This is a genomic window from Bacillus sp. 220_BSPC (assembly GCF_001054655.1).
GTDB classification, from domain to species: Bacteria; Bacillota; Bacilli; order Bacillales; family DSM-1321; genus Peribacillus; species Peribacillus frigoritolerans.
In genome coordinates, this window is the sequence record NZ_JVPL01000258.1 from 1 (window position 1) to 17638 (window position 17638).

Here is a 17638-nt window from a genome sequence, read left to right on the forward strand (position 1 = left end):
CACGAGTATAATAGCGAAACTCACGAGTAAAATAGCAAAACTCACGAGTAAATCGCTCAAACTCACGAGTAAAGTGCGAATACACGAGTAAAACAGCGAAAATCTCGAGTATATCGCTCAAACTTTCGAATATATCACTCAAACTCTTGAATATATCGCCCAAACTCACAAATATATCAATCAAACTCACGAATATATCACTCAAACCCTCGAGTGATGACGGAGAGCGTTTACGGATTCCATTTTCATTGTTAGAATTTGAGAATGTGTTAATACATTGGAGGCAGTGGAAGTGCGGGATGTTTGGTCATGATCCTTCTTATTTATATGTGTTAAGTATTTTTTACTTCACTCCCATTAACCAGCTTAGCCATGATGTGGCACGAACTAACGATAAAGGGGTTCTTTTTTTAATGTTTAAGTATACTGTTTGTTTTGTAAAGAAGAATAATGAACTTCTCATGCTTAACCGGGAGAAAGCTCCAATTATGGGTGTCTGGAATGGGGTGGGGGGCAAAATCGAGAAAGGTGAAACACCTGATATGGGTGCGCAGCGTGAGGTATTTGAGGAAACGGGGATAGAGGTAGAGTCCTTTTTTTCTAAAGGAACCGTAAACTGGGAGACTCCAGAAGGTGAATTGGATGGAATATATGTATATTTGTATATGGCGGATGAGGATTTAACTTATGAAACACCGAAAAAAACGCGGGAAGGCATTCTTGATTGGAAATCCATTGATTGGATACTCCATCCGCTTAATCTCGGAATTGCTGAGATGGTTTCACAGTACTTGCCGATTTTATTGAAAAAAGAAGGAAACTATACATTCACTTACAAAAATGGTCAAATGCATAGATCTTGAAACCTTACCCAATCTCTAATATTGTACCCTTTTTGAACTTGAATCCTTAAAGGCGAACTTCATCAGAATAATAGTTGCTTTATATGCCTATCAGCTATTTACCGGAAGTGTTCGGTTTTGTTGATAACTGGAATAGAGGAACCTCAAAAAGATAGAAAAGGAGGTTTTTTGAGGTTGCTGTTGTCTCATTATTTCTATTCGTTGTTTCCATACTGGGTTTCTTAATGGACTAACACCCTTGCAATTAAAGGGGAAGGTTAAAATAAATAGTTGAAGAATATATAGAATAAAACGGGAGGTGTGTGGGAGGAAAATGAAGATAATGGAACTGCCAATTGAATTTGAATTTAATGGACAAAAAAATCACATTAATCCTAGCTTGATTATTTCAAAGAATGAACTAACCTTGGTCGATACAGGGTATCCAAATTTTTTACCTTTCATTGAAAATGAAATTTTTAAAAATGGTTATGACATGAAGAATTTAAGGAATATAATCATTACTCATTATGATATTGATCATATAGGCTCCTTATATGATTTCAAGGAAAGGTATCCTCACATTAACTTGATCGCCAGTGAAGTGGAGGCAAAATATATTAGTGGTGAAATGAAGTCAGAGAGATTGGTTCAAGCCGAAGAAATGCTGGAAAATATGCCAATTCAAGAAATCGAATTCGGGAAATGGTTTATCCAACAATTAAAGAATTTAAAGCATGTTTCAATTGATGAAAAGGTACATGATGGTGATTGGATTTTGGATAACGAATGTAGAGTAGTAACAACACCGGGACATACTTCAGGTCATATTTCATTATATTTTCCACGTTTAAAAACTGTAATAGCAGGTGATGCAGCTGTTATAGAGAATCATGAATTGCTCATTGCCAATCCGCACTTTTGTTTAAATGTCGAGAAAGCAGAACAGTCTTTAAGAAAGATTAAGGATCTACAAGCTGAAAACTACTATTGTTATCATGGTGGGACATTCACTTTATAATGGAGTTTTGCTTATGATTGGAGCTGTCTTTAAAGGCAGCTTTTTCAATTGTGTTTGAAGTATTTATTGCGGGTGGTGTCAGCTTGGCTTATACAGAAAAAACCGAACTTCTTACAGTTCGGTCAAGCGAAGGTGTGGGATATAACCCTTGAATGAATTTTTGTAGAATCATAATATCTTAATAATTCTGCTGTTCACTTCCAACAGGAAATGAAACCCCCATAGATCGTAAAGCTTCTTTTGCTTGATTTAAATAGGATTCTGCTTGTTCTTGCCATTTGATAATCACTTTAATGAAGGCTATATAATTAGGGCTTGCATTTTCCTCCATTATCTTTAATCCTTCACGTACTTTTTTATCTTGGGTTTCAGCATTCACTATACAAGCTGTCATTGTTTCTACAATGGTTTGCTGTTGCTCACCATTTTTTAGCCTTTGGGCGGACTCCACTGCGGTTACACGGTGATAGGATGCGGGGATTAGGTGGTTATGCATCTCGCGACTTCCTTTTAAATCTTTGGTTTCTGGTATATGGAAAAGCTCACTGCTCATAGCACATACCATTTCTTCAGCATATAAACTTTGGTGCAACATATATAAAATAGGTTCCCAGTTGTTTACTCGATAATAATAATCATTCGGATACAAAAACATCTCCTCTTTCAGTACAGTTTATAGTTATCATTTAGGATCGAAATGAATGAAATTGTATTTTCCATCTTATGTTTATGAATGTTGTCCAGTTCAAATAAAATTGCAGAGGTTAAACATGGATAACTTATTCGTGAATGTCAACTTAAAATGTAACTTTACCACCTTGGAGATGGAGACTGTTGCTGTCATTTTCCTGATTGGAGCATAAGATGATATAGCCCATTTATTCCTCATTAAAAATAAGGAGATGTTTCTATATGTCAGGTTGTGAACAGGGTTTTGACAGCGGGTTTGGATTTGGTGGAGGTTTCGCCTTAATAGTCGTTTTGTTTATACTCTTAATCATTATTGGAAGTAGTTGTTTTTAAGGCGGGAAAGAGCGGCTTCTGCTAAAAAAAGCATAAAATAGCCCGTCCATTATTGGTCGGGCTCGAACTGTAGATAATTGGGTCTGTCTGCAATTATTAAAAAACGTTCGGAGTTGATTTCAGAAATCCGCTCCCTTTCCGCCGATTGTCTGCCAAGCCTCATTACCGCAAGCGGCTGTGGGATCTCGGCTAGCCAGTTATTCGGCAGGAGTGTCGCAAATTCTTCAATCTAATAAGGTTTCATTCCATATCGAAAAGTGAAAATTAATGAAGGATAAGCGGGTCTTCATTTATATGGTCCGGGGTGAGAACATTCCGGAGATTTGCAGACTAACTCGATAATAATTAAGTTGTCAAAACTTGAACATTTATTTCCACTCTAGGCATTCGCTTTCGGCGGGTGGCTCGTCCTCGGCGCTTTTGCGCCTGAGGGGTCTCCCTAATTCTCGATTTTCTCGCAGCAGTCTCGCACCTTCCAATCGAATCAACTAGAATGTTTTTTTACTAGACTTAAATCAGCTTAGATACTGCTTTAATATACCTAATCCTATTTTTAACTCATCGAATGAGTTTGTGGAAGAAAGTGCAATGCGCAAATACATATCAGGGGTGGTCTGCCCGCTTTGAAAACGATTGGAATGAAAAACCCGAATGCCGCGCCTTTTTAAATCGGTTTCCAGCTGTAACGCATCGTTATGCCCTTTAATTGGAAGCCAGCGATATAGACTGAGAGGATGTCCGACATCGTTTCTTAAGGGGAAATATTCCGAATAAATATCATTTGCAGTCTGTGCAAGCCGTTTCTTATGAGAAACAATTTCATGGGCCTTTCCTGATAGGATTAGCTCTGTTATAACCTCTGCATCAAAAGAAGAGGTCTTTACATTTATGTTGAAAATGGCCTGGGAAATTTTCTCGCGTAATGTTTCTCCATAAACCATATAGGCAACTCTTAATCCGGAACATATGGACTTAGAGGTGCCGCAAATATAAACACTCTGTTCCGGAAGCAACTGGAACATCGGCTGCCGGTAGTCGGGGATAATGCCTGCCGTCAGAAATGCATGAATATCATCCTCAATCAAAATTAAACGATGCTTTCGGATGACCGCTGCCAATTCTTGCTTTCGAATATCCGACATCATGATTGTGGTTGGATTGTTGCAAGAGGGCATCAGAAATATGCCGTCAATATTTGTTTGACAACATTGCTTTTCAAGTTCATCTGGCAGCATTCCAAACTGGTCCCCGGAAATGGGCACTAATTTAATATGAAACATCTTTGCCAGTTCGATAAAGTTTGAATAGGTGTATAAGTCGGTTGCAATTCTATTACCAGGCTCAAACAAGGCAGCGAGGGCAATAGCCAATGCATTTTGGGCACCGGAAACGATGGCTATATGCTCCTGATCCGCGTGAATGCCGAAAGATTCCATCCAGTTTAGAGCTGCTGTTTTTTGATGTGGAATACCAGTCGGATCATTGTAATTCAGCAGCTGCTCCAAATAACTTTTGTTGACGGTTTTTTGTAAAGTTTCTGAAACGATATCATTGGTTTGCTCAAAAGATGCCACAAAACCAAGATCGATGCTGTTTGCCGTTTTATCCGCGGAAATGGTTATCGAACGAGTGGCATTGGGAGCCACGAAGGTTCCGCTTCCCGTAACGGCATATATCAATCCCTTTACCTCGCATAATTTGTAGGATCGGGTAATCGTGGTGAAGTTTAAGTCAAGAAAATCTGCCAATTCTCGTTGAGGGGGCAACTTGGTTCCAGGTGCTAAAAAACCATTTATTATATCTTGTTCAAGTAATGATGCAAGAGATTTATAAAAGGGACGCTTTAATGCATTCTTATCAGGTTTCCAGGACATTGGATAATTGTCAAATGAATTTACTGGCATACTTCACCTCTCCTAGTCTTATTCCATACAATCATATCATTTTTTGTATGGAATTCTAATATTGAAACGGTCGGCTTTTAAAGAATATAAGGTGATTAGCCTATCAGACTCCCCCATTTTGATAAAATGGGGGAATTTTATTTTAATTGTAATCCATACAATTAACTTGTTTTTTGTACGGATTTTGTATGTTAAGTTTAAATAAATTTAGCCATCAGGATGTGATATATATGAATAAACGAACTCAACTGATACCAGCATTTCGTGCGGCTTTTCCGTACACAGTGCCCATTTTGGCAGGCTTTTTATTTTTAGGCATCGCTTATGGGATCTTTATGAATTCATTAGGATTCAGCGCGATTTACCCGATATTGATGAGTCTAACGATATTTGCAGGATCGATGGAGTTTATTGCAGCCAATTTATTGCTTGTCGCGTTCAATCCGATTAACGCCCTTTTTCTAACCTTAATGGTGAATGCACGGCATTTGTTTTATGGCATATCCATGCTTGATAAATATAGGGGGACCGGTAAGAAAAAGCTGTATCTGATTTTTGGGCTTTGCGATGAGTCTTTTTCCATCAATTGTACCGTTGATGTACCGAAGGATGTTGATAAGGGCTGGTTCATGTTCTTCGTGACACTGCTCAATCATTGCTATTGGGTAATAGGAGCAGCGATTGGCGGCATTTTTGGCTCTTTTGTCAAATTCAATACAGAAGGACTCGATTTTGTTATGACGGCTCTCTTTGTCGTGATTTTCATTGAACAATGGATGAAAGAGAAAAACCATCATAGTGCCCTTGCTGGGCTTGGCCTTTCAGCTGTCTGCCTTATTATATTTGGCGGAAGCAACTTCATTATCCCTGCCATGTTTGCCATTTTGGGGGTACTTTCCTTACTTAGAAAGCCGTTAGAGAAAGTTGAGGTGAGAACCATATGACAATGACTTTAACGCAGCAAATCATTACAATCGCGATGGTTGTTTTAGGCACAATGCTTACAAGGTTTCTTCCGTTCATCATTTTCCCATCAGGTAAACCCACACCGAAGTATGTACAGTATCTCGGTAAAATGCTGCCATCCGCGGTAATTGGACTTTTAATCATTTATTGTTTAAAGGATGTAAGCCTGCAATCCGGAAGTCATGGCATCCCTGAATTCATTGGGGTGGCGGTAGTTGCCCTGCTTCACGTTTGGAAGAAAATGATGCTCCTCTCGATAGCGGGGGGAACGGTTGTCTATATGATGCTGATTCAATTGGTTTTTTAAATGGATAATAATTCCGTAAGGTCGATAAGTGGTAGTGGTTCAATGAATTTGATGAACAAGATTAATCAGTTTAATAGTTTACGAGCAGAGCTGTCTTTAAGGCAGCTTTTTCTTATGGCATTTTAGGGCAGGGTAGTTTACATGCATTTCTAAAGTTATTGAAACATCAATCTATCCTCTTTCCAGCAATCCTGAAATGATTCGGTTATTCTTAATCGCTGAAAAGGCTAGGCAGTGTGCATACCTAGCCTTTTCATACTCAGGAAAGTTGTTGTGTAGGAGTAAATTTGTAGTTTCTTAGGAAAATCATTACCGAACTTAATAACAATGATAGTAAACCCACGAATACCACGTATTGTGTACCCAGCTCTGATATGAATAATCCACCTGCTGCAGCTCCAATTGTCGTTCCCAGGTTAACCGCTGTTAAAAATAGTCCATTAGCGAAATCAGGAGATTCGGGGGCTGAAGACATGATCCAGTATTGATTGATATTACCCCCTATACCAGCTAAAATCCCCCAAATTAATGTAAGGATGGCCATAGGTATGGTGAACTGTCCAAATAAGAATAATATGATGTAAACTGCTCCCAATGCAAAAGGGAAAATCACTACAGACTTGTTCGCATTTTTAGTAAGCAGCTTCCCTGCCGCGATGTTTCCAATAATATTGGCACCACCGTAAATGAGTAACATTAAACTGATTGTGTTCGAAGACATATTCGTAACAGTTTTCAGATACTCAGTAAGGTAGCTATAAACTCCAAATACGGCTGAGTTCAATAAAATGACAGCCACAATGGAAAGCCATGTAATCGATTTTTTTAATACGGATAATTGCGCTCCGTAAGAAAGTTTTTCCTCAACAGGCATGGATGGTACAAAAATCAATGTAGCAAGAAATACAATCGCATTAACAATAGCAAAGAATGCCATCGCCATTTCAATCGAAGCGGCATTAGCAATAAAACTTACGATGGGTACACCGACTACCATTCCAGCGGATACTCCGATAAAAACTTTAGAAACAGCTTTTGGTGCTTCCTCCTTGCTGACGGAGTCTGCCGCTACGGTAAAAGCCAGTGAACAGTAAATCGGATGAAAAAAGGCTGGAACTATACGGGCAACTAATGCAAGGGTAAAGTTAGTTGTAAATATGGATACGATGTTCCCCAAAACGAAAACACCTAGCACAAGTAGCATGACCTTCTTCCGGTTCATCCCCGAAAATAATAACGGCATGGTTGGACCGGATACAGCTACAGCAAGGGCAAAAAGACTCACAAGCAATCCTGCTTTTGAGATGCTGACATGAAAGTGATCGGCAATGGAAGGCAAGATGCCGATTACCCCCATTTCAGTATTGATGATTCCGAAAACACCGATGGTTAATATAAAGATGAGTAAATTATTTTGTTTTTGCAAAAAAGTTCCTCCAAACCTCTTCCTTTAATCGACTTTTTCAATATGAACTGTGAAATCACCATGAACATTTTCAAAGTTTTCTTTTCCAGATTCAATTTTCCCTAGTTTAATAAGCCCATTTGAATATCCAAAGTCCTTATAAAATATAGCTAAATTCCCCCATGGAGCAAAATAAGTGAAGTCTCCAATTGTAGGGTCCATTCCTGATGGCGCCTCTTTAGTAGATAATTTATTTGATGGGTAACTAATTTTTTCCGTTCCTGCATAATCTTCAAATGTTAATGTAAGGGGGAGTAATGATAAAAAATCCTTACTTGTTGGATTATCATACATGTTGACAATGACTTCTCCGTTGTTAAATGTTAATTTTATTCTAATATCTTCCATACCATCTAACCCTTCATTATCACGTGTAGAATCTTGGCTATCCCCATTGTTTGATTCATCAGCTGTCACTTCTTGTTTGCTACTATGGATAGTCAAATTTTTTTCGTTGCTTGTGTTTTCTTCATTGGTCCTACTATTGCAAGCCGTTAAAAACAATGAAGATACTATGAATGTTAACAATATCCGTTGAACGGTCTTCTTCATTAAAATCCCCACCCTTCACTTCTAAAGTTATTTCAGTTTTTTTGAACTGCTTTTCTCTCCTGCCTCTGAATGAATTTCAAAGCATAATGTGTCCCAGCAATATAGATTCCCATGATAGATAGGTGGTCAATCAAGAACCTTATAGTGGAATCATCATTGAACCACCCAAATGGGTTGTAAGTGAATAGCTTAGAACCCATTTCTCCCTCGATGGAAGAATGCACCCCGTAGGCAACAATTAATACCGCCAAAATACGCAACGCAATGGTGCGAATATGGCTAGTACCGGTGATTCCCGTCATCCTCCGTACTGAATTGATAATCATTCCCCATGATAATCCTATGTGTACTGCCATGATGATAAATCCCCAATAAGCAGTCTGAACATGTATTTGCCGTAGCGTCATGTCGTTATTTATAGGAATAAAGGGAAATAAATCACTGGAAATCAACACAGCACTTATCATCATCAAAACCATGGTTACAAGAAATAGTAGGTTGATTCCTATTTGTAGAATGCGCGGTATATTATGTTTTCCCTTTAAAATCGCTTTATACCAACGTCGATTTAAAAGGTTATGGGCGATAAATAATATAAGCACAACAACTCCAACGACTTCATGGATCATATTTCCGGTAATATAGTAAGCCATTGCTATTAACATAAGAACTGTCATCGCAAGGTCATTTACTAACTTGAATAACATCTTTCGATTCAATGCATGCACCTCTTTCCATCGAATGTTTACTTCTGGATAATATTTCCTATATGTGTATGGAAATATCTTTTAATGAAACAAATCCCTTAGCTTTTATATTGTTGTAAATACATCTTCAAAAGAACGGCCTGAATTTTTTTCGCTTTTTCTTCATTTTTTAAATTACTTTCTTCTTTATTTACATCCTTAGAATCATTCAAATGATCAGATATCTCACTTACCTTCCAATGCTCTGTAGGGATAGCAGCGATTGGGGTTTCTGAACTGCTATTTTTTGATTGTGAAATGTCTCCTAAATCAAACTCTTTCATCTGATCCATCGAATTCATATAGTCATCTCTTTCCTGATTTGCGTGGCAGGAAAAGCAACGGCCAATATTATCTGGCCTCACTTCTTTGTCAGGAGTGAATGCCTGGTATTCCCATTCCCCATTATGTTCTTCCGGCGAGTACTGGGAACCCCACCCGGTACGCTTTTCCATCACTAAATATTGATCGAGCTCTCCATCCTTATATCCCACAAGAGTAATAACGGTGCCGCTCGGAAGCTCCTCTCCATTCTGTGCAGCTACAATCGCTTCCTTACTATTTACATAGATGTCTTCATGAATATCTCCTCGATCGTAAGTAGCAAACACGATCCCTTTTTCAAGGTCTTCAGGGAATTTAACAAGGTTAGCACCAGATCCAATCTCAGCGTATTCCCCAGACTTAGCCCCAGAGGAATCCTCTTCTTGATGAGAAGTGTCCATTGTTCCAGTATCATTGTTGTTGCAAGCAGTTAGGGTGAGGGCAAGCAACAACGCAAGTGAATGAAATAATCGTTTTTTCATTCGTTTTCCTCCTCCAGTTTCGTTTTATTGTCTCGTAAATCCATCCTAACTTGGCTTCTCTGACTATTAATCCAAGTTGAATATCATTGTCTTTAGATGGAAAGGGAATTACTTTCATACTAAAAATCCAGTATATGGTAAGGGTTAACAACATCCTTCAAATCTACATACGTATGGAATTCCATTCAGACAAAAAAATGTGAGTCCCGACAAGATTTGCAGGACTCACACAGTGGTTTCACTCAAAGTAACATTGCACGCAAAGCTCGCTGCGACCTATACAGCCTTACTTTTTCTTCAGATTTTCTTTGAAGAAGGACTCAAGCTTATCAAAGGGGATTAAATTCACCCGGTCGTACAGATCCACATGACCTGCGCCCGGAACAATGTAGAGTTCCTTCGGTTCGGCCGCCAGCTTGTAGGCGTCTTCGCTGAACTCTCTGGAATGAGCGTTTTCACCCGTGATGAAAAGCATCGGACGAGGGGAAATCGTCTCTATGTCTTCGAACGGGTAAAAATTCATGAATTTGACGTTACTGGTCAGAGTAGGGTGTGTCGTCAGTTCCGGCGATGTGCCCTTGGGAGTGAATTCACCTCTTGGAGTGCGGTAGAAGTCATAAAACTCACGTTCAATCGCCGTTGAGTTTTCATTCAGTTCATGTACTGTCCCACTGGTGTATTTGGTTTTACCGCCTGTGAACTCCACATAGCGTTGCTCTGCTGCCTCTTCGAGAATCTTCTTTCTCTGCTCAAGAGTCTGCGAGTGTTTAAGCCCGTTACGGTTGGCGGCACCCATGTCGTACATACTGACTGTCGCAATGGCTTTCATGCGCGGGTCGATCTTGGCTGCGCTGATGGCAAAGCTCCCGCTGCCGCAAACCCCGAGAACACCAATCCGATCTCTGTCTACAAATGGCCGGGTGCCTAGGAAATCCACCGCAGCACTGAAATCCTCGGCATAGATATCCGGCGAAACAGCGTTGCGGGGCTGACCCTCACTCTCTCCCCAGAAAGACAAATCCAAGGACAAAGTAACAAATCCCCGTTCAGCCATTTTAGTGGCATACAAATTCGCACTCTGTTCTTTTACTGCGCCCATAGGATGCCCGACAATGATCGCGGGATTTTTGGTGTTCTTCTTCAAACCTTTAGGTATGAAAAGGTTCCCTGCGACATTCATGTTGTATTGGTTTTTAAACTCAATCTTCTTCATGGTTACCTTGTTGCTTTTGTAAAAATTGTCTGCCCCATTGGACATATCCGGCGTATATGCAGCGCCAACGAAGGTCTTGGATGCAATGATGGTCATGGATAAAAGTAAGCCCAGTGCTATCATTGTGAGTACACGCCTGATAATCGTTTTTTTCTTCATTTTTAAAACAACACCCTTTCTTATTTTTGTTTTGAAAAAAATTCTTTTGTGACTATCATGGTGTACATTGCCCTCGTTCAAAAAGAAATCCTCATTGATTGATTAATCAACATCTGTTTATAATTATTAAATAGAAACAGGATGCTCTCAATGGTTAAATGAACGCAATTCGTTGATTACTCAACAAATCAATAAAAATTGTTGATTATTTTTAGGAAAGTTTGGTGACCAAACAATGCCGAAAGTAGACAGAAGAATAACCAAAAGCCAAGAAGCCATTAAAAAGGCTCTCATTGAACTGATGTCCGAAAAAAGTTTTGATGACATTACCATTCAGGATATTGCAGACAGAGCGAATGTTAATCGAGGAACCATCTATCTTCATTACTTAGATAAATTTGATCTATTAGATAAAATCATGGAAGAACATATAAACAACATGAGTCATTTTTGTGAATCGGCAACTGAAATGGATTATATAGAATCGACTGTACACTGTATGGAATACTTTAAGAGCAATTATTTATTCTTTTCAACGATGTTAGCGAGTGAAGGAGCTCCATATTTTCGCAGTCAGTTCCTTAAGTTCAATATCGAAGAGTTCAAGAAAGATGTTGACATAACAAAAGGGAAAAATTCCGACCAAAATGAAGATGTAATTGTTCAATTTGTTGCAAATGCTTACGTAGGCGTAGTGGAATGGTGGTTAAAGAATGGAATGCCTTATCCACCACGTGTCATGGCAGAAAAAGTGGGGGATTTGTTAGAGAGGATTGTATAACCATCTAATGAGAAACGTTCCTGGGATAGTGGTCTCTGGAAGCAAAGGGGTGTCTTTAGGGCATCTCTTTTCTTCTAGGAAGGGTGTAGAAGGACTATTACAGGAATGGTGGAATTATAATAAATGGAATATATTTTTAACTGTAGTCCAAGGTTCCTTAAAAGTTGCTTGATTTTAAATCAATTGCATAGTAAGGAGAATTTTAGTATGAAAATAAAATGGTTTGGACATTCTGCCTTTTTACTAACATCCGAAAGAGGAACCAGGATTCTTATTGATCCATATTATCGCTTCATCCGTTACCGTATGCCAAGCGTTGAACCAGATATAGTGGCTGTTACCCATAATCATTTCGATCACAATAAAATTAAAGCTGCAACGGGTGATTACTTTCTTGTGAATGAGCCGAAGGAATACATCCGCGAAGATGTAAGAATTAAAGGATTTAAGACATTTCACGACAAGGTAAATGGCGAGAAGAGAGGCCCCAATATCATATATCGTTTCCAAATGGACGATCTGACCATCTGTCACTGCGGAGATTTAGGGCATCTATTATCAGAAGAACAAATAAATGAAATTGGAAAAGTGGATATTCTCATCATTCCTGTAGGAGGTACAGTCACGATTAATGCCTTGGAAGCCACTCAGGTAATGCGTCAATTGAAATCTACTATTACGATTCCCATGCATTACAGAACAAAGTCATTGTCGGTTGTTGGCTTGATGTTTTCAAAGGTAGATAAGTTTCTTCAGATTTCCGGACAGCGAATAACCGAAGTTAAGACATTGGATATTTCCAAAGAAAATTTGTCGGAATATGCTGGTGTCGTTACCATGCTCTATGAATGAATATAAGGCTGCGATGTGACTTTCATATAAAGTCTGCGATGTCTAAAAAATGTTGCGAATTGATAAGAGATCCTGTTAATAATGAAAGGGCAGGTTAGTTCAAGAACTAAAAGGGAAGATACTAATCAATGAATTGAATCAATTAAGCTTCCTCTTTACGTTATAAGGGGATAGAATATAAATAAAAAGGTGATGACAATAAAAAAAGTAAAAAGTATCCTTTTCTTTCTTCTTGGGGCCATATCTCTTTTGATTGGTATCGCAGGGACTGTTTTACCAGTTCTGCCAGGCGGTCCGTTTTACTTATTCGCTGCCTTTTGCTTTGCTAAAAGCTCCAAGTCGATTGAAAACTGGTTCAAGAGCACCTCATTATATGAAAAATACGTTGAAGCATTCCTGCAAAAAAAAGGGATGACCCGAAGAGAGAAAATAAGAATCAATTTAATTGCCGATTTCTTCATCGTGATTTCTGTATTTTATGTGGACATCCTATTGGTGAAAATCTTATTGGTCGTACTCGCCCTCTACAAACATTATTATTTCATTAAAAAAATTAAGACAATTGATCGAAACGGTACGGAAAAAAGAGCGTTTTGAACCTTCAAATAACGGAGTTGCTTCGGCAGCTCTTTTTCTAATGGAGCTAAAGAAGTAGGATATTTCAATAATAAAAAAATACATATATATAAATTTGGAAAAGAAGGGTGGGGAATCATGAAAAAATATTTAGGGGTTATATCGTTTGCTTTAATGAGAATGGTATTCCAGGGTAATGGATTTTAAAAAGTTTATTCAACAAACAGGTACATAAGTTAGAATCAGAGCGCCGAATGGTGGTTTTTTTGCTAATAATGGGTGCGTTAGCTGAAGGTTAGAGCGTCTTTAAGGCAGCTTTTTTCTTATGGGACTATCGCGGCAGGTTAGTTAAACAAGCTATGATGAACCAACTGAATACTTAATGGAAAAAGGAATTTTTGACGGTTGTGTGAACAGGTAGGATTAGCAACTAAACATAAAGAATACCTATTTATAAAAGGGGGCTTCTTTAATGGAAAAAGAAAAATTACTAGCTGTGAAATGTTCGTGCTGCAAAAAAGAATTAGACGCAATAGACTTGGTCATCATAAATGAATCACTTCAGCTGACGCATATTCAATGCCCTTATAAAGGTGAAAAAGCAATTATTGATGTAGGATATTTTAATGATGTATTCCGAAAATACCTGACCTGTACTCATGAAAAAGCTCCTTTAAGTGGGGGGATATAAAGTCCATGGCTTTGCATTTTTAGCAAAAACCTTGTTAATTCGGTTCTATAAAGAGCTATGGGCAGGATAGTTCAACAAACGTAGTGGCTGGAACCGTTTTCTTCTGGGGTACCGCCAAAAAGGGCGGGCAATTACTGCCCGACCTTTCAACTATACTCCACGACATAGATAATGGGATATTTATAATACGAAACTATAAATATCATTTCTCAATATGTATGTAGATTAGTATTACTTTGCAAATAAGTGGTTGCCTATTCTAATGACTGTTTCCCTTGTGAAAATCCATTCATCTGTTGCCGACATCGGATTATAATAATAAACAGAACCATGAGTAGGATCCCAACCTTGTAATGCATCAATAACAGCTCGATAAGAATGGCTATTTGGGGTCAAATAATATTGCCCATCATGTACAGCTGTAAAAGCATTTGTCTGGAAAATAACATCGTAAGTATTTTTAGGAAAACCTGACGCTGACATTCGGTTCAAAATTACTGCAGCGACAGCTACTTTTCCTTCATAAGTTTCTCCTCGAGCTTCTCCATGAACAACCCTGGCCATCATTTCAATACTATTTAATTTTTGTTGTGTTTGGTATCCAAAAACTCCATCTGGCAATATTCCAGAATCTAGTTGAAGTTGTTTCACTGCATGATCAGTAATTGAACCATAATACCCTGTTGGTTGCCTGTTAAAGTAACCCATTTCCTTTAAATTTTCTTGTAAGTCATAAACTGCTTGTCCTTGACTTCCATTGTGTAAAACTTCTTGAGCAAAGATTGAATTTGGTATAAGAAACATGAAACAAATAAAAATAACAAACGACATTTTTTTAAAATTTACCATCAAGTAATACCACCCTTCGATTCATTTTCCTACTATTCTACCTTATCATACAAGAAAAATAGATTTATATTACATTATTACTATTTTAAACCAAATTTTTAGGGGGTCTTCAGACAAATTCATCTGTTTTTTGGGTACCGCCTATCGCCATCAAGCTTAGTAAAAGGATTATACCCAAAACGAAAAATTAAGCTATATGCTGCTGAAGATAGCTTTTTTCGTTTTGGGGCGTAAAGAAATTTTAACTTGATGAGGTGCTACAAGACCCCTTATGGAACTATCGAGGCAGGATAGTTCAACAAAATATCGAGAGTTATAAAGTTTACAAGTGGAACCCTGCGTAACATTCATGTGCTTAGACGGTGCTGACAAATGGCAGTCTGTTATAGGATAATGGTTATATATTTGATGGGCAAAATATTTAGGGGGAAACTCCATAAAGAAGGATGTGCTGTACGATGAATGTAGAAATGGTCATGCAGGAGCTTGAAGCCCTTGGCAAGGAACGAACTAAAAAAATGTACATATCCAATGGTGCACATGAGCCGCTTTTTGGCGTGGCGACAGGTGCCATGAAACCAATTGTAAGGAAAATAAAAATAAATCAGGATTTAGCTGAAGAGCTTTATTCGACAGGCAACTATGATGCCATGTACTTTGCAGGCATCATTGCAGACCCAAAAGCCATGACTGAGTCTGATTATGATCGCTGGATGGATGCTGCGTATTTTTATATGCTGTCCGATTATGTAGTGGCTGTAACTTTATCGGAGTCAGATATTGCACAAGAAGTATCCGATAAATGGATTGCAAGCGGTGAAGAGCTGAGAATGTCAGCGGGCTGGAGTTGCTACTGTTGGCTTTTAGGGAATCGAAAAGACGTTGAATTTTCACAAAGCAAAATTTCCGATATGCTGGACCTTGTGAAACATACGATTCACGATTCTCCAGAACGAACGAAATCCGCCATGAATAATTTTCTTTACACCGTGGGGATTTCCTATTTGCCGCTCCATGAAAAGGCAGTCGAGACCGCAAAGGCAATAGGAATCGTAGAAGTCAAACGGGACAAGAAAAAAACCAGTTTTCTAAATGCATACGAAAGTATTCAAAAAGAAGTCGGTAAAGGAAAGCTCGGTTTTAAACGCAAGCATGTAAGATGTTAAAATTGGTTTTGCAAAATTGAAGGGTAATTTCAATAAAGGGGGTTGCTTCGGCAGCCTTTTTATTTTGTTGATGAACCAATACACTTAAAGTGGGGTGAATGATACTTGAAGTCATTTCAACTAAACGAAAAAACAAGATCCTTTTTATCGGAATATCAATTATTTGAAGATGATTTGATACAACAAGTGCAGTTGCAGCACCGTTTGGAATTAGTAGCGGCATTTGGGATTCAAAAAGGAATGCGTGTATTGGAAATAGGTTGTGGTCAAGGGGATACAACCGTTGCAATAGCAGACGCAGTAGGGGAAAGCGGGTCTGTTGTCGCAATAGATATTGCTAGTCCCGATTACGGAGCACCGTTAACATTAGATCAAGCAACAGGAAGTATAAAGAAATCTTCATTAGGAGAACGGATTGACTTCCATTTTGAAATGGATTTTGATTTTTTTGAATCACCCATACCATTTGATATGGCGGTATTATCCCAATGTTCATGGTATTACAAGCAACCAGAGGATTTATTGAAATACTTTAAAAAGGTTCGTGGATTGGCAAAACAAATATGTTTTGCAGAATGGGACCTCGACTTCACCTGCCTTTCTCAACGTTCCCACTTTTGTGCAGTTTCCATTCTGGCACTGCATTCAAACTTCGTAAAGAATGAAGGAAATATCCAAAACATATTTCATAAAACTCAAATTCTCCAGCTACTCCAGCAAGCAAATTTTGAAGTGGTAAAACAACTTACCGTCGATGCAACATTTTTACAGGACGGTCAATGGGAAAAAGATTATGCAAATAGTATCCGTGCAGAATTTATTAAAGTCCCTAACATGATACAAACGTTAATAACTGGTTATTATGAACTGATGAACACTTCGAATGGTAAGGAGAATTCATTAAATAGTTTCATTGTTTGTGCAAAGTAATAATCGTATTTAAATGAATTCAAGATCCAGGGCTGCCTAATGGGTTGCTTTTTTGCATAAGCTGTAAAAGGAGGAAAAACATCAAATGAAAATTTGATGTTTTTGACTTTATCTAATAAAAATTTGAACCAGCAGCTGACCCTGTTCGAGTGCAGGGATTTATTTTTTCAACCCGGCTGCAAAGAAGGGCCCATTAACTGTGATGGTCGATAGGATACGAGCCATTTCTTGAGGGGATTCTTTCCTTTCGCTATCCAACCATTGTTGGATCACTCCTATATGTGCGGATGCAATATACGAAATTAAAAAGTGTCCTGGAACGAGTAAATTTTCCTCTTTAATAAGGGAGTTTTGATCATTTTCAAACAGTGTTTTCAACATGAAATCCTTAATTTTGGTTTGGAATGATAAATCTCCTTTGGGACCTAACGCAGCTTTCATAAATTCACTATTTACATTTAGATATTCAAATATTGAAACAAAAACGGTAAATGGTTTGTTTAATGGAGAGTCAGTACCAAGTTCGGCAATAACATCCGGAATATTCTGTTTTGCTATATCCGACATCCCTTGCATGATTTCTTCTTGGCATTTGGTCATTAAATCAAATTTGTCCTGATAGTGAGCATAAAAAGTCCCTCTATTTATTTTCGCTTTCGTTGTAATATCTTTAACTGTAATCGTTTCAAAGCCTTTTTCTTCAATTAATTCTACTAATGCATTTCGAATCGAGTTTTTTGTTCGAATGACACGCAAATCCATGTTAATTTCTCGCAAGATACTCCCTCC

Annotated in this window: 20 protein-coding genes; 11 read left to right on the forward strand and 9 right to left on the reverse strand. The window is 38.3% G+C overall.

Annotated elements, in window-relative coordinates; translation table 11 throughout:
* Positions 1 to 413: 413 nt before the first annotated feature.
* The gene (locus ADA55_RS20160) at positions 414 to 863 is read left to right on the forward strand and encodes an NUDIX hydrolase (RefSeq protein WP_048687197.1); all 450 of its coding nucleotides are present in this window, start codon (positions 414 to 416) and stop codon (positions 861 to 863) included.
* Between the two features lie 313 nt (positions 864 to 1176).
* Positions 1177 to 1863: an MBL fold metallo-hydrolase gene (locus tag ADA55_RS20165; protein WP_048687130.1), complete on the forward strand. Its 687-nt coding sequence runs from the start codon at positions 1177 to 1179 to the stop codon at positions 1861 to 1863.
* 178 nt (positions 1864 to 2041) lie between these two features.
* On the opposite strand, the gene ADA55_RS20170 is transcribed toward ADA55_RS20165, so the two are convergent.
* Positions 2042 to 2518, reverse strand: coding sequence for a hypothetical protein (locus ADA55_RS20170; RefSeq protein WP_048687131.1), 477 nt, complete (start codon positions 2516 to 2518; stop codon positions 2042 to 2044).
* A 257-nt stretch (positions 2519 to 2775) separates the two neighbouring features.
* Here ADA55_RS20170 and ADA55_RS28800 point away from each other — a divergent pair, with 257 nt between their 5' ends.
* The gene (locus tag ADA55_RS28800; RefSeq protein WP_072273522.1) at positions 2776 to 2886 is read left to right on the forward strand and encodes a YjcZ family sporulation protein; all 111 of its coding nucleotides are present in this window, start codon (positions 2776 to 2778) and stop codon (positions 2884 to 2886) included.
* 515 nt (positions 2887 to 3401) lie between these two features.
* On the opposite strand, the gene ADA55_RS20175 is transcribed toward ADA55_RS28800, so the two are convergent.
* A complete protein-coding gene (locus tag ADA55_RS20175; protein WP_048687132.1) occupies positions 3402 to 4790 on the reverse strand; it encodes a PLP-dependent aminotransferase family protein in 1389 nt (462 codons plus the stop codon).
* Positions 4791 to 4978: 188 nt separating this feature from the next.
* On the opposite strand from ADA55_RS20175, the gene azlC reads away from it, so the two are divergent.
* Together azlC and ADA55_RS20185 are read left to right on the forward strand one after the other, a co-directional pair.
* Positions 4979 to 5734, forward strand: a complete 756-nt coding sequence (gene azlC, locus ADA55_RS20180) for an azaleucine resistance protein AzlC (protein ID WP_105718822.1) — start codon at positions 4979 to 4981, stop codon at positions 5732 to 5734.
* Positions 5731 to 6063, forward strand: coding sequence for a branched-chain amino acid transporter permease (locus ADA55_RS20185; protein ID WP_048687136.1), 333 nt, complete (start codon positions 5731 to 5733; stop codon positions 6061 to 6063). Before azlC ends, ADA55_RS20185 begins: the two co-directional genes overlap by 4 nt.
* 259 nt (positions 6064 to 6322) lie before the next feature.
* On the opposite strand, the gene ADA55_RS20190 is transcribed toward ADA55_RS20185, so the two are convergent.
* The 5 genes from ADA55_RS20190 to ADA55_RS20210 all read right to left on the reverse strand — a co-directional run bounded on the left by ADA55_RS20190 (position 6323) and on the right by ADA55_RS20210 (position 11004).
* On the reverse strand, positions 6323 to 7489 hold the full coding sequence (locus ADA55_RS20190; RefSeq protein ID WP_048687137.1) for an MFS transporter: 1167 nt from the start codon (positions 7487 to 7489) through the stop codon (positions 6323 to 6325).
* A 24-nt stretch (positions 7490 to 7513) separates the two neighbouring features.
* Positions 7514 to 8080: a cyclophilin-like fold protein gene (locus tag ADA55_RS30740; protein ID WP_202186601.1), complete on the reverse strand. Its 567-nt coding sequence runs from the start codon at positions 8078 to 8080 to the stop codon at positions 7514 to 7516.
* 32 nt (positions 8081 to 8112) lie between these two features.
* The gene (locus ADA55_RS20200) at positions 8113 to 8799 is read right to left on the reverse strand and encodes a DUF4405 domain-containing protein (RefSeq protein ID WP_105718823.1); all 687 of its coding nucleotides are present in this window, start codon (positions 8797 to 8799) and stop codon (positions 8113 to 8115) included.
* An 86-nt stretch (positions 8800 to 8885) separates the two neighbouring features.
* Positions 8886 to 9632, reverse strand: a complete 747-nt coding sequence (locus tag ADA55_RS20205; protein WP_048687138.1) for a cytochrome P460 family protein — start codon at positions 9630 to 9632, stop codon at positions 8886 to 8888.
* A gap of 286 nt (positions 9633 to 9918) precedes the next feature.
* Entirely contained in the window at positions 9919 to 11004 is a 1086-nt protein-coding gene (locus ADA55_RS20210) for an alpha/beta hydrolase (RefSeq protein ID WP_048687204.1), read from the reverse strand.
* A 235-nt stretch (positions 11005 to 11239) separates the two neighbouring features.
* On the opposite strand from ADA55_RS20210, the gene ADA55_RS20215 reads away from it, so the two are divergent.
* From ADA55_RS20215 to ADA55_RS20235, 4 genes are all read left to right on the forward strand, one after another.
* Positions 11240 to 11785 (forward strand): TetR/AcrR family transcriptional regulator, encoded by a 546-nt coding sequence (locus tag ADA55_RS20215; protein ID WP_048687139.1) that lies wholly within the window; start codon positions 11240 to 11242, stop codon positions 11783 to 11785.
* 207 nt (positions 11786 to 11992) lie between these two features.
* Positions 11993 to 12637 carry an MBL fold metallo-hydrolase gene (locus ADA55_RS20225; protein ID WP_048687143.1) on the forward strand — a complete coding sequence of 215 codons (645 nt, stop codon included), beginning with the start codon at positions 11993 to 11995 and terminating at the stop codon, positions 12635 to 12637.
* A gap of 192 nt (positions 12638 to 12829) precedes the next feature.
* The gene (locus tag ADA55_RS20230; protein ID WP_048687144.1) at positions 12830 to 13234 is read left to right on the forward strand and encodes a YbaN family protein; all 405 of its coding nucleotides are present in this window, start codon (positions 12830 to 12832) and stop codon (positions 13232 to 13234) included.
* 451 nt (positions 13235 to 13685) lie between these two features.
* Positions 13686 to 13904 carry a hypothetical protein gene (locus ADA55_RS20235; protein WP_048687146.1) on the forward strand — a complete coding sequence of 73 codons (219 nt, stop codon included), beginning with the start codon at positions 13686 to 13688 and terminating at the stop codon, positions 13902 to 13904.
* Between the two features lie 231 nt (positions 13905 to 14135).
* On the opposite strand, the gene ADA55_RS20240 is transcribed toward ADA55_RS20235, so the two are convergent.
* On the reverse strand, positions 14136 to 14753 hold the full coding sequence (locus ADA55_RS20240; protein ID WP_105718824.1) for a cell wall hydrolase: 618 nt from the start codon (positions 14751 to 14753) through the stop codon (positions 14136 to 14138).
* 458 nt (positions 14754 to 15211) lie between these two features.
* Here ADA55_RS20240 and ADA55_RS20245 point away from each other — a divergent pair, with 458 nt between their 5' ends.
* Positions 15212 to 15919 carry a DNA alkylation repair protein gene (locus tag ADA55_RS20245; protein WP_048687147.1) on the forward strand — a complete coding sequence of 236 codons (708 nt, stop codon included), beginning with the start codon at positions 15212 to 15214 and terminating at the stop codon, positions 15917 to 15919.
* Between the two features lie 105 nt (positions 15920 to 16024).
* A complete protein-coding gene (locus tag ADA55_RS20250; RefSeq protein WP_048687149.1) occupies positions 16025 to 16849 on the forward strand; it encodes an SAM-dependent methyltransferase in 825 nt (274 codons plus the stop codon).
* Between the two features lie 159 nt (positions 16850 to 17008).
* On the opposite strand, the gene ADA55_RS20255 is transcribed toward ADA55_RS20250, so the two are convergent.
* A complete protein-coding gene (locus ADA55_RS20255) occupies positions 17009 to 17626 on the reverse strand; it encodes a TetR/AcrR family transcriptional regulator (RefSeq protein WP_048687150.1) in 618 nt (205 codons plus the stop codon).
* Positions 17627 to 17638: the final 12 nt, after the last annotated feature.

Bases quoted from the DNA above. Each gene is read 5' to 3' on its own strand.
- ADA55_RS20160 (WP_048687197.1), top strand. From the start codon at position 414: ATGTTTAAGTATACTGTTTGTTTTGTAAAGAAGAATAATGAACTTCTC.
- ADA55_RS20165 (WP_048687130.1), top strand. From the start codon at position 1,177: ATGAAGATAATGGAACTGCCAATTGAATTTGAATTTAATGGACAAAAA.
- ADA55_RS20170 (WP_048687131.1), bottom strand. From the start codon at position 2,518: ATGTTTTTGTATCCGAATGATTATTATTATCGAGTAAACAACTGGGAA.
- ADA55_RS28800 (WP_072273522.1), top strand. From the start codon at position 2,776: ATGTCAGGTTGTGAACAGGGTTTTGACAGCGGGTTTGGATTTGGTGGA.
- ADA55_RS20175 (WP_048687132.1), bottom strand. From the start codon at position 4,790: ATGCCAGTAAATTCATTTGACAATTATCCAATGTCCTGGAAACCTGAT.
- azlC (WP_105718822.1), top strand. From the start codon at position 4,979: ATGTTAAGTTTAAATAAATTTAGCCATCAGGATGTGATATATATGAAT.
- ADA55_RS20185 (WP_048687136.1), top strand. From the start codon at position 5,731: ATGACAATGACTTTAACGCAGCAAATCATTACAATCGCGATGGTTGTT.
- ADA55_RS30740 (WP_202186601.1), bottom strand. From the start codon at position 8,080: ATGAAGAAGACCGTTCAACGGATATTGTTAACATTCATAGTATCTTCA.
- ADA55_RS20205 (WP_048687138.1), bottom strand. From the start codon at position 9,632: ATGAAAAAACGATTATTTCATTCACTTGCGTTGTTGCTTGCCCTCACC.
- ADA55_RS20210 (WP_048687204.1), bottom strand. From the start codon at position 11,004: ATGAAGAAAAAAACGATTATCAGGCGTGTACTCACAATGATAGCACTG.
- ADA55_RS20215 (WP_048687139.1), top strand. From the start codon at position 11,240: ATGCCGAAAGTAGACAGAAGAATAACCAAAAGCCAAGAAGCCATTAAA.
- ADA55_RS20225 (WP_048687143.1), top strand. From the start codon at position 11,993: ATGAAAATAAAATGGTTTGGACATTCTGCCTTTTTACTAACATCCGAA.
- ADA55_RS20230 (WP_048687144.1), top strand. From the start codon at position 12,830: ATGACAATAAAAAAAGTAAAAAGTATCCTTTTCTTTCTTCTTGGGGCC.
- ADA55_RS20235 (WP_048687146.1), top strand. From the start codon at position 13,686: ATGGAAAAAGAAAAATTACTAGCTGTGAAATGTTCGTGCTGCAAAAAA.
- ADA55_RS20240 (WP_105718824.1), bottom strand. From the start codon at position 14,753: ATGGTAAATTTTAAAAAAATGTCGTTTGTTATTTTTATTTGTTTCATG.
- ADA55_RS20245 (WP_048687147.1), top strand. From the start codon at position 15,212: ATGAATGTAGAAATGGTCATGCAGGAGCTTGAAGCCCTTGGCAAGGAA.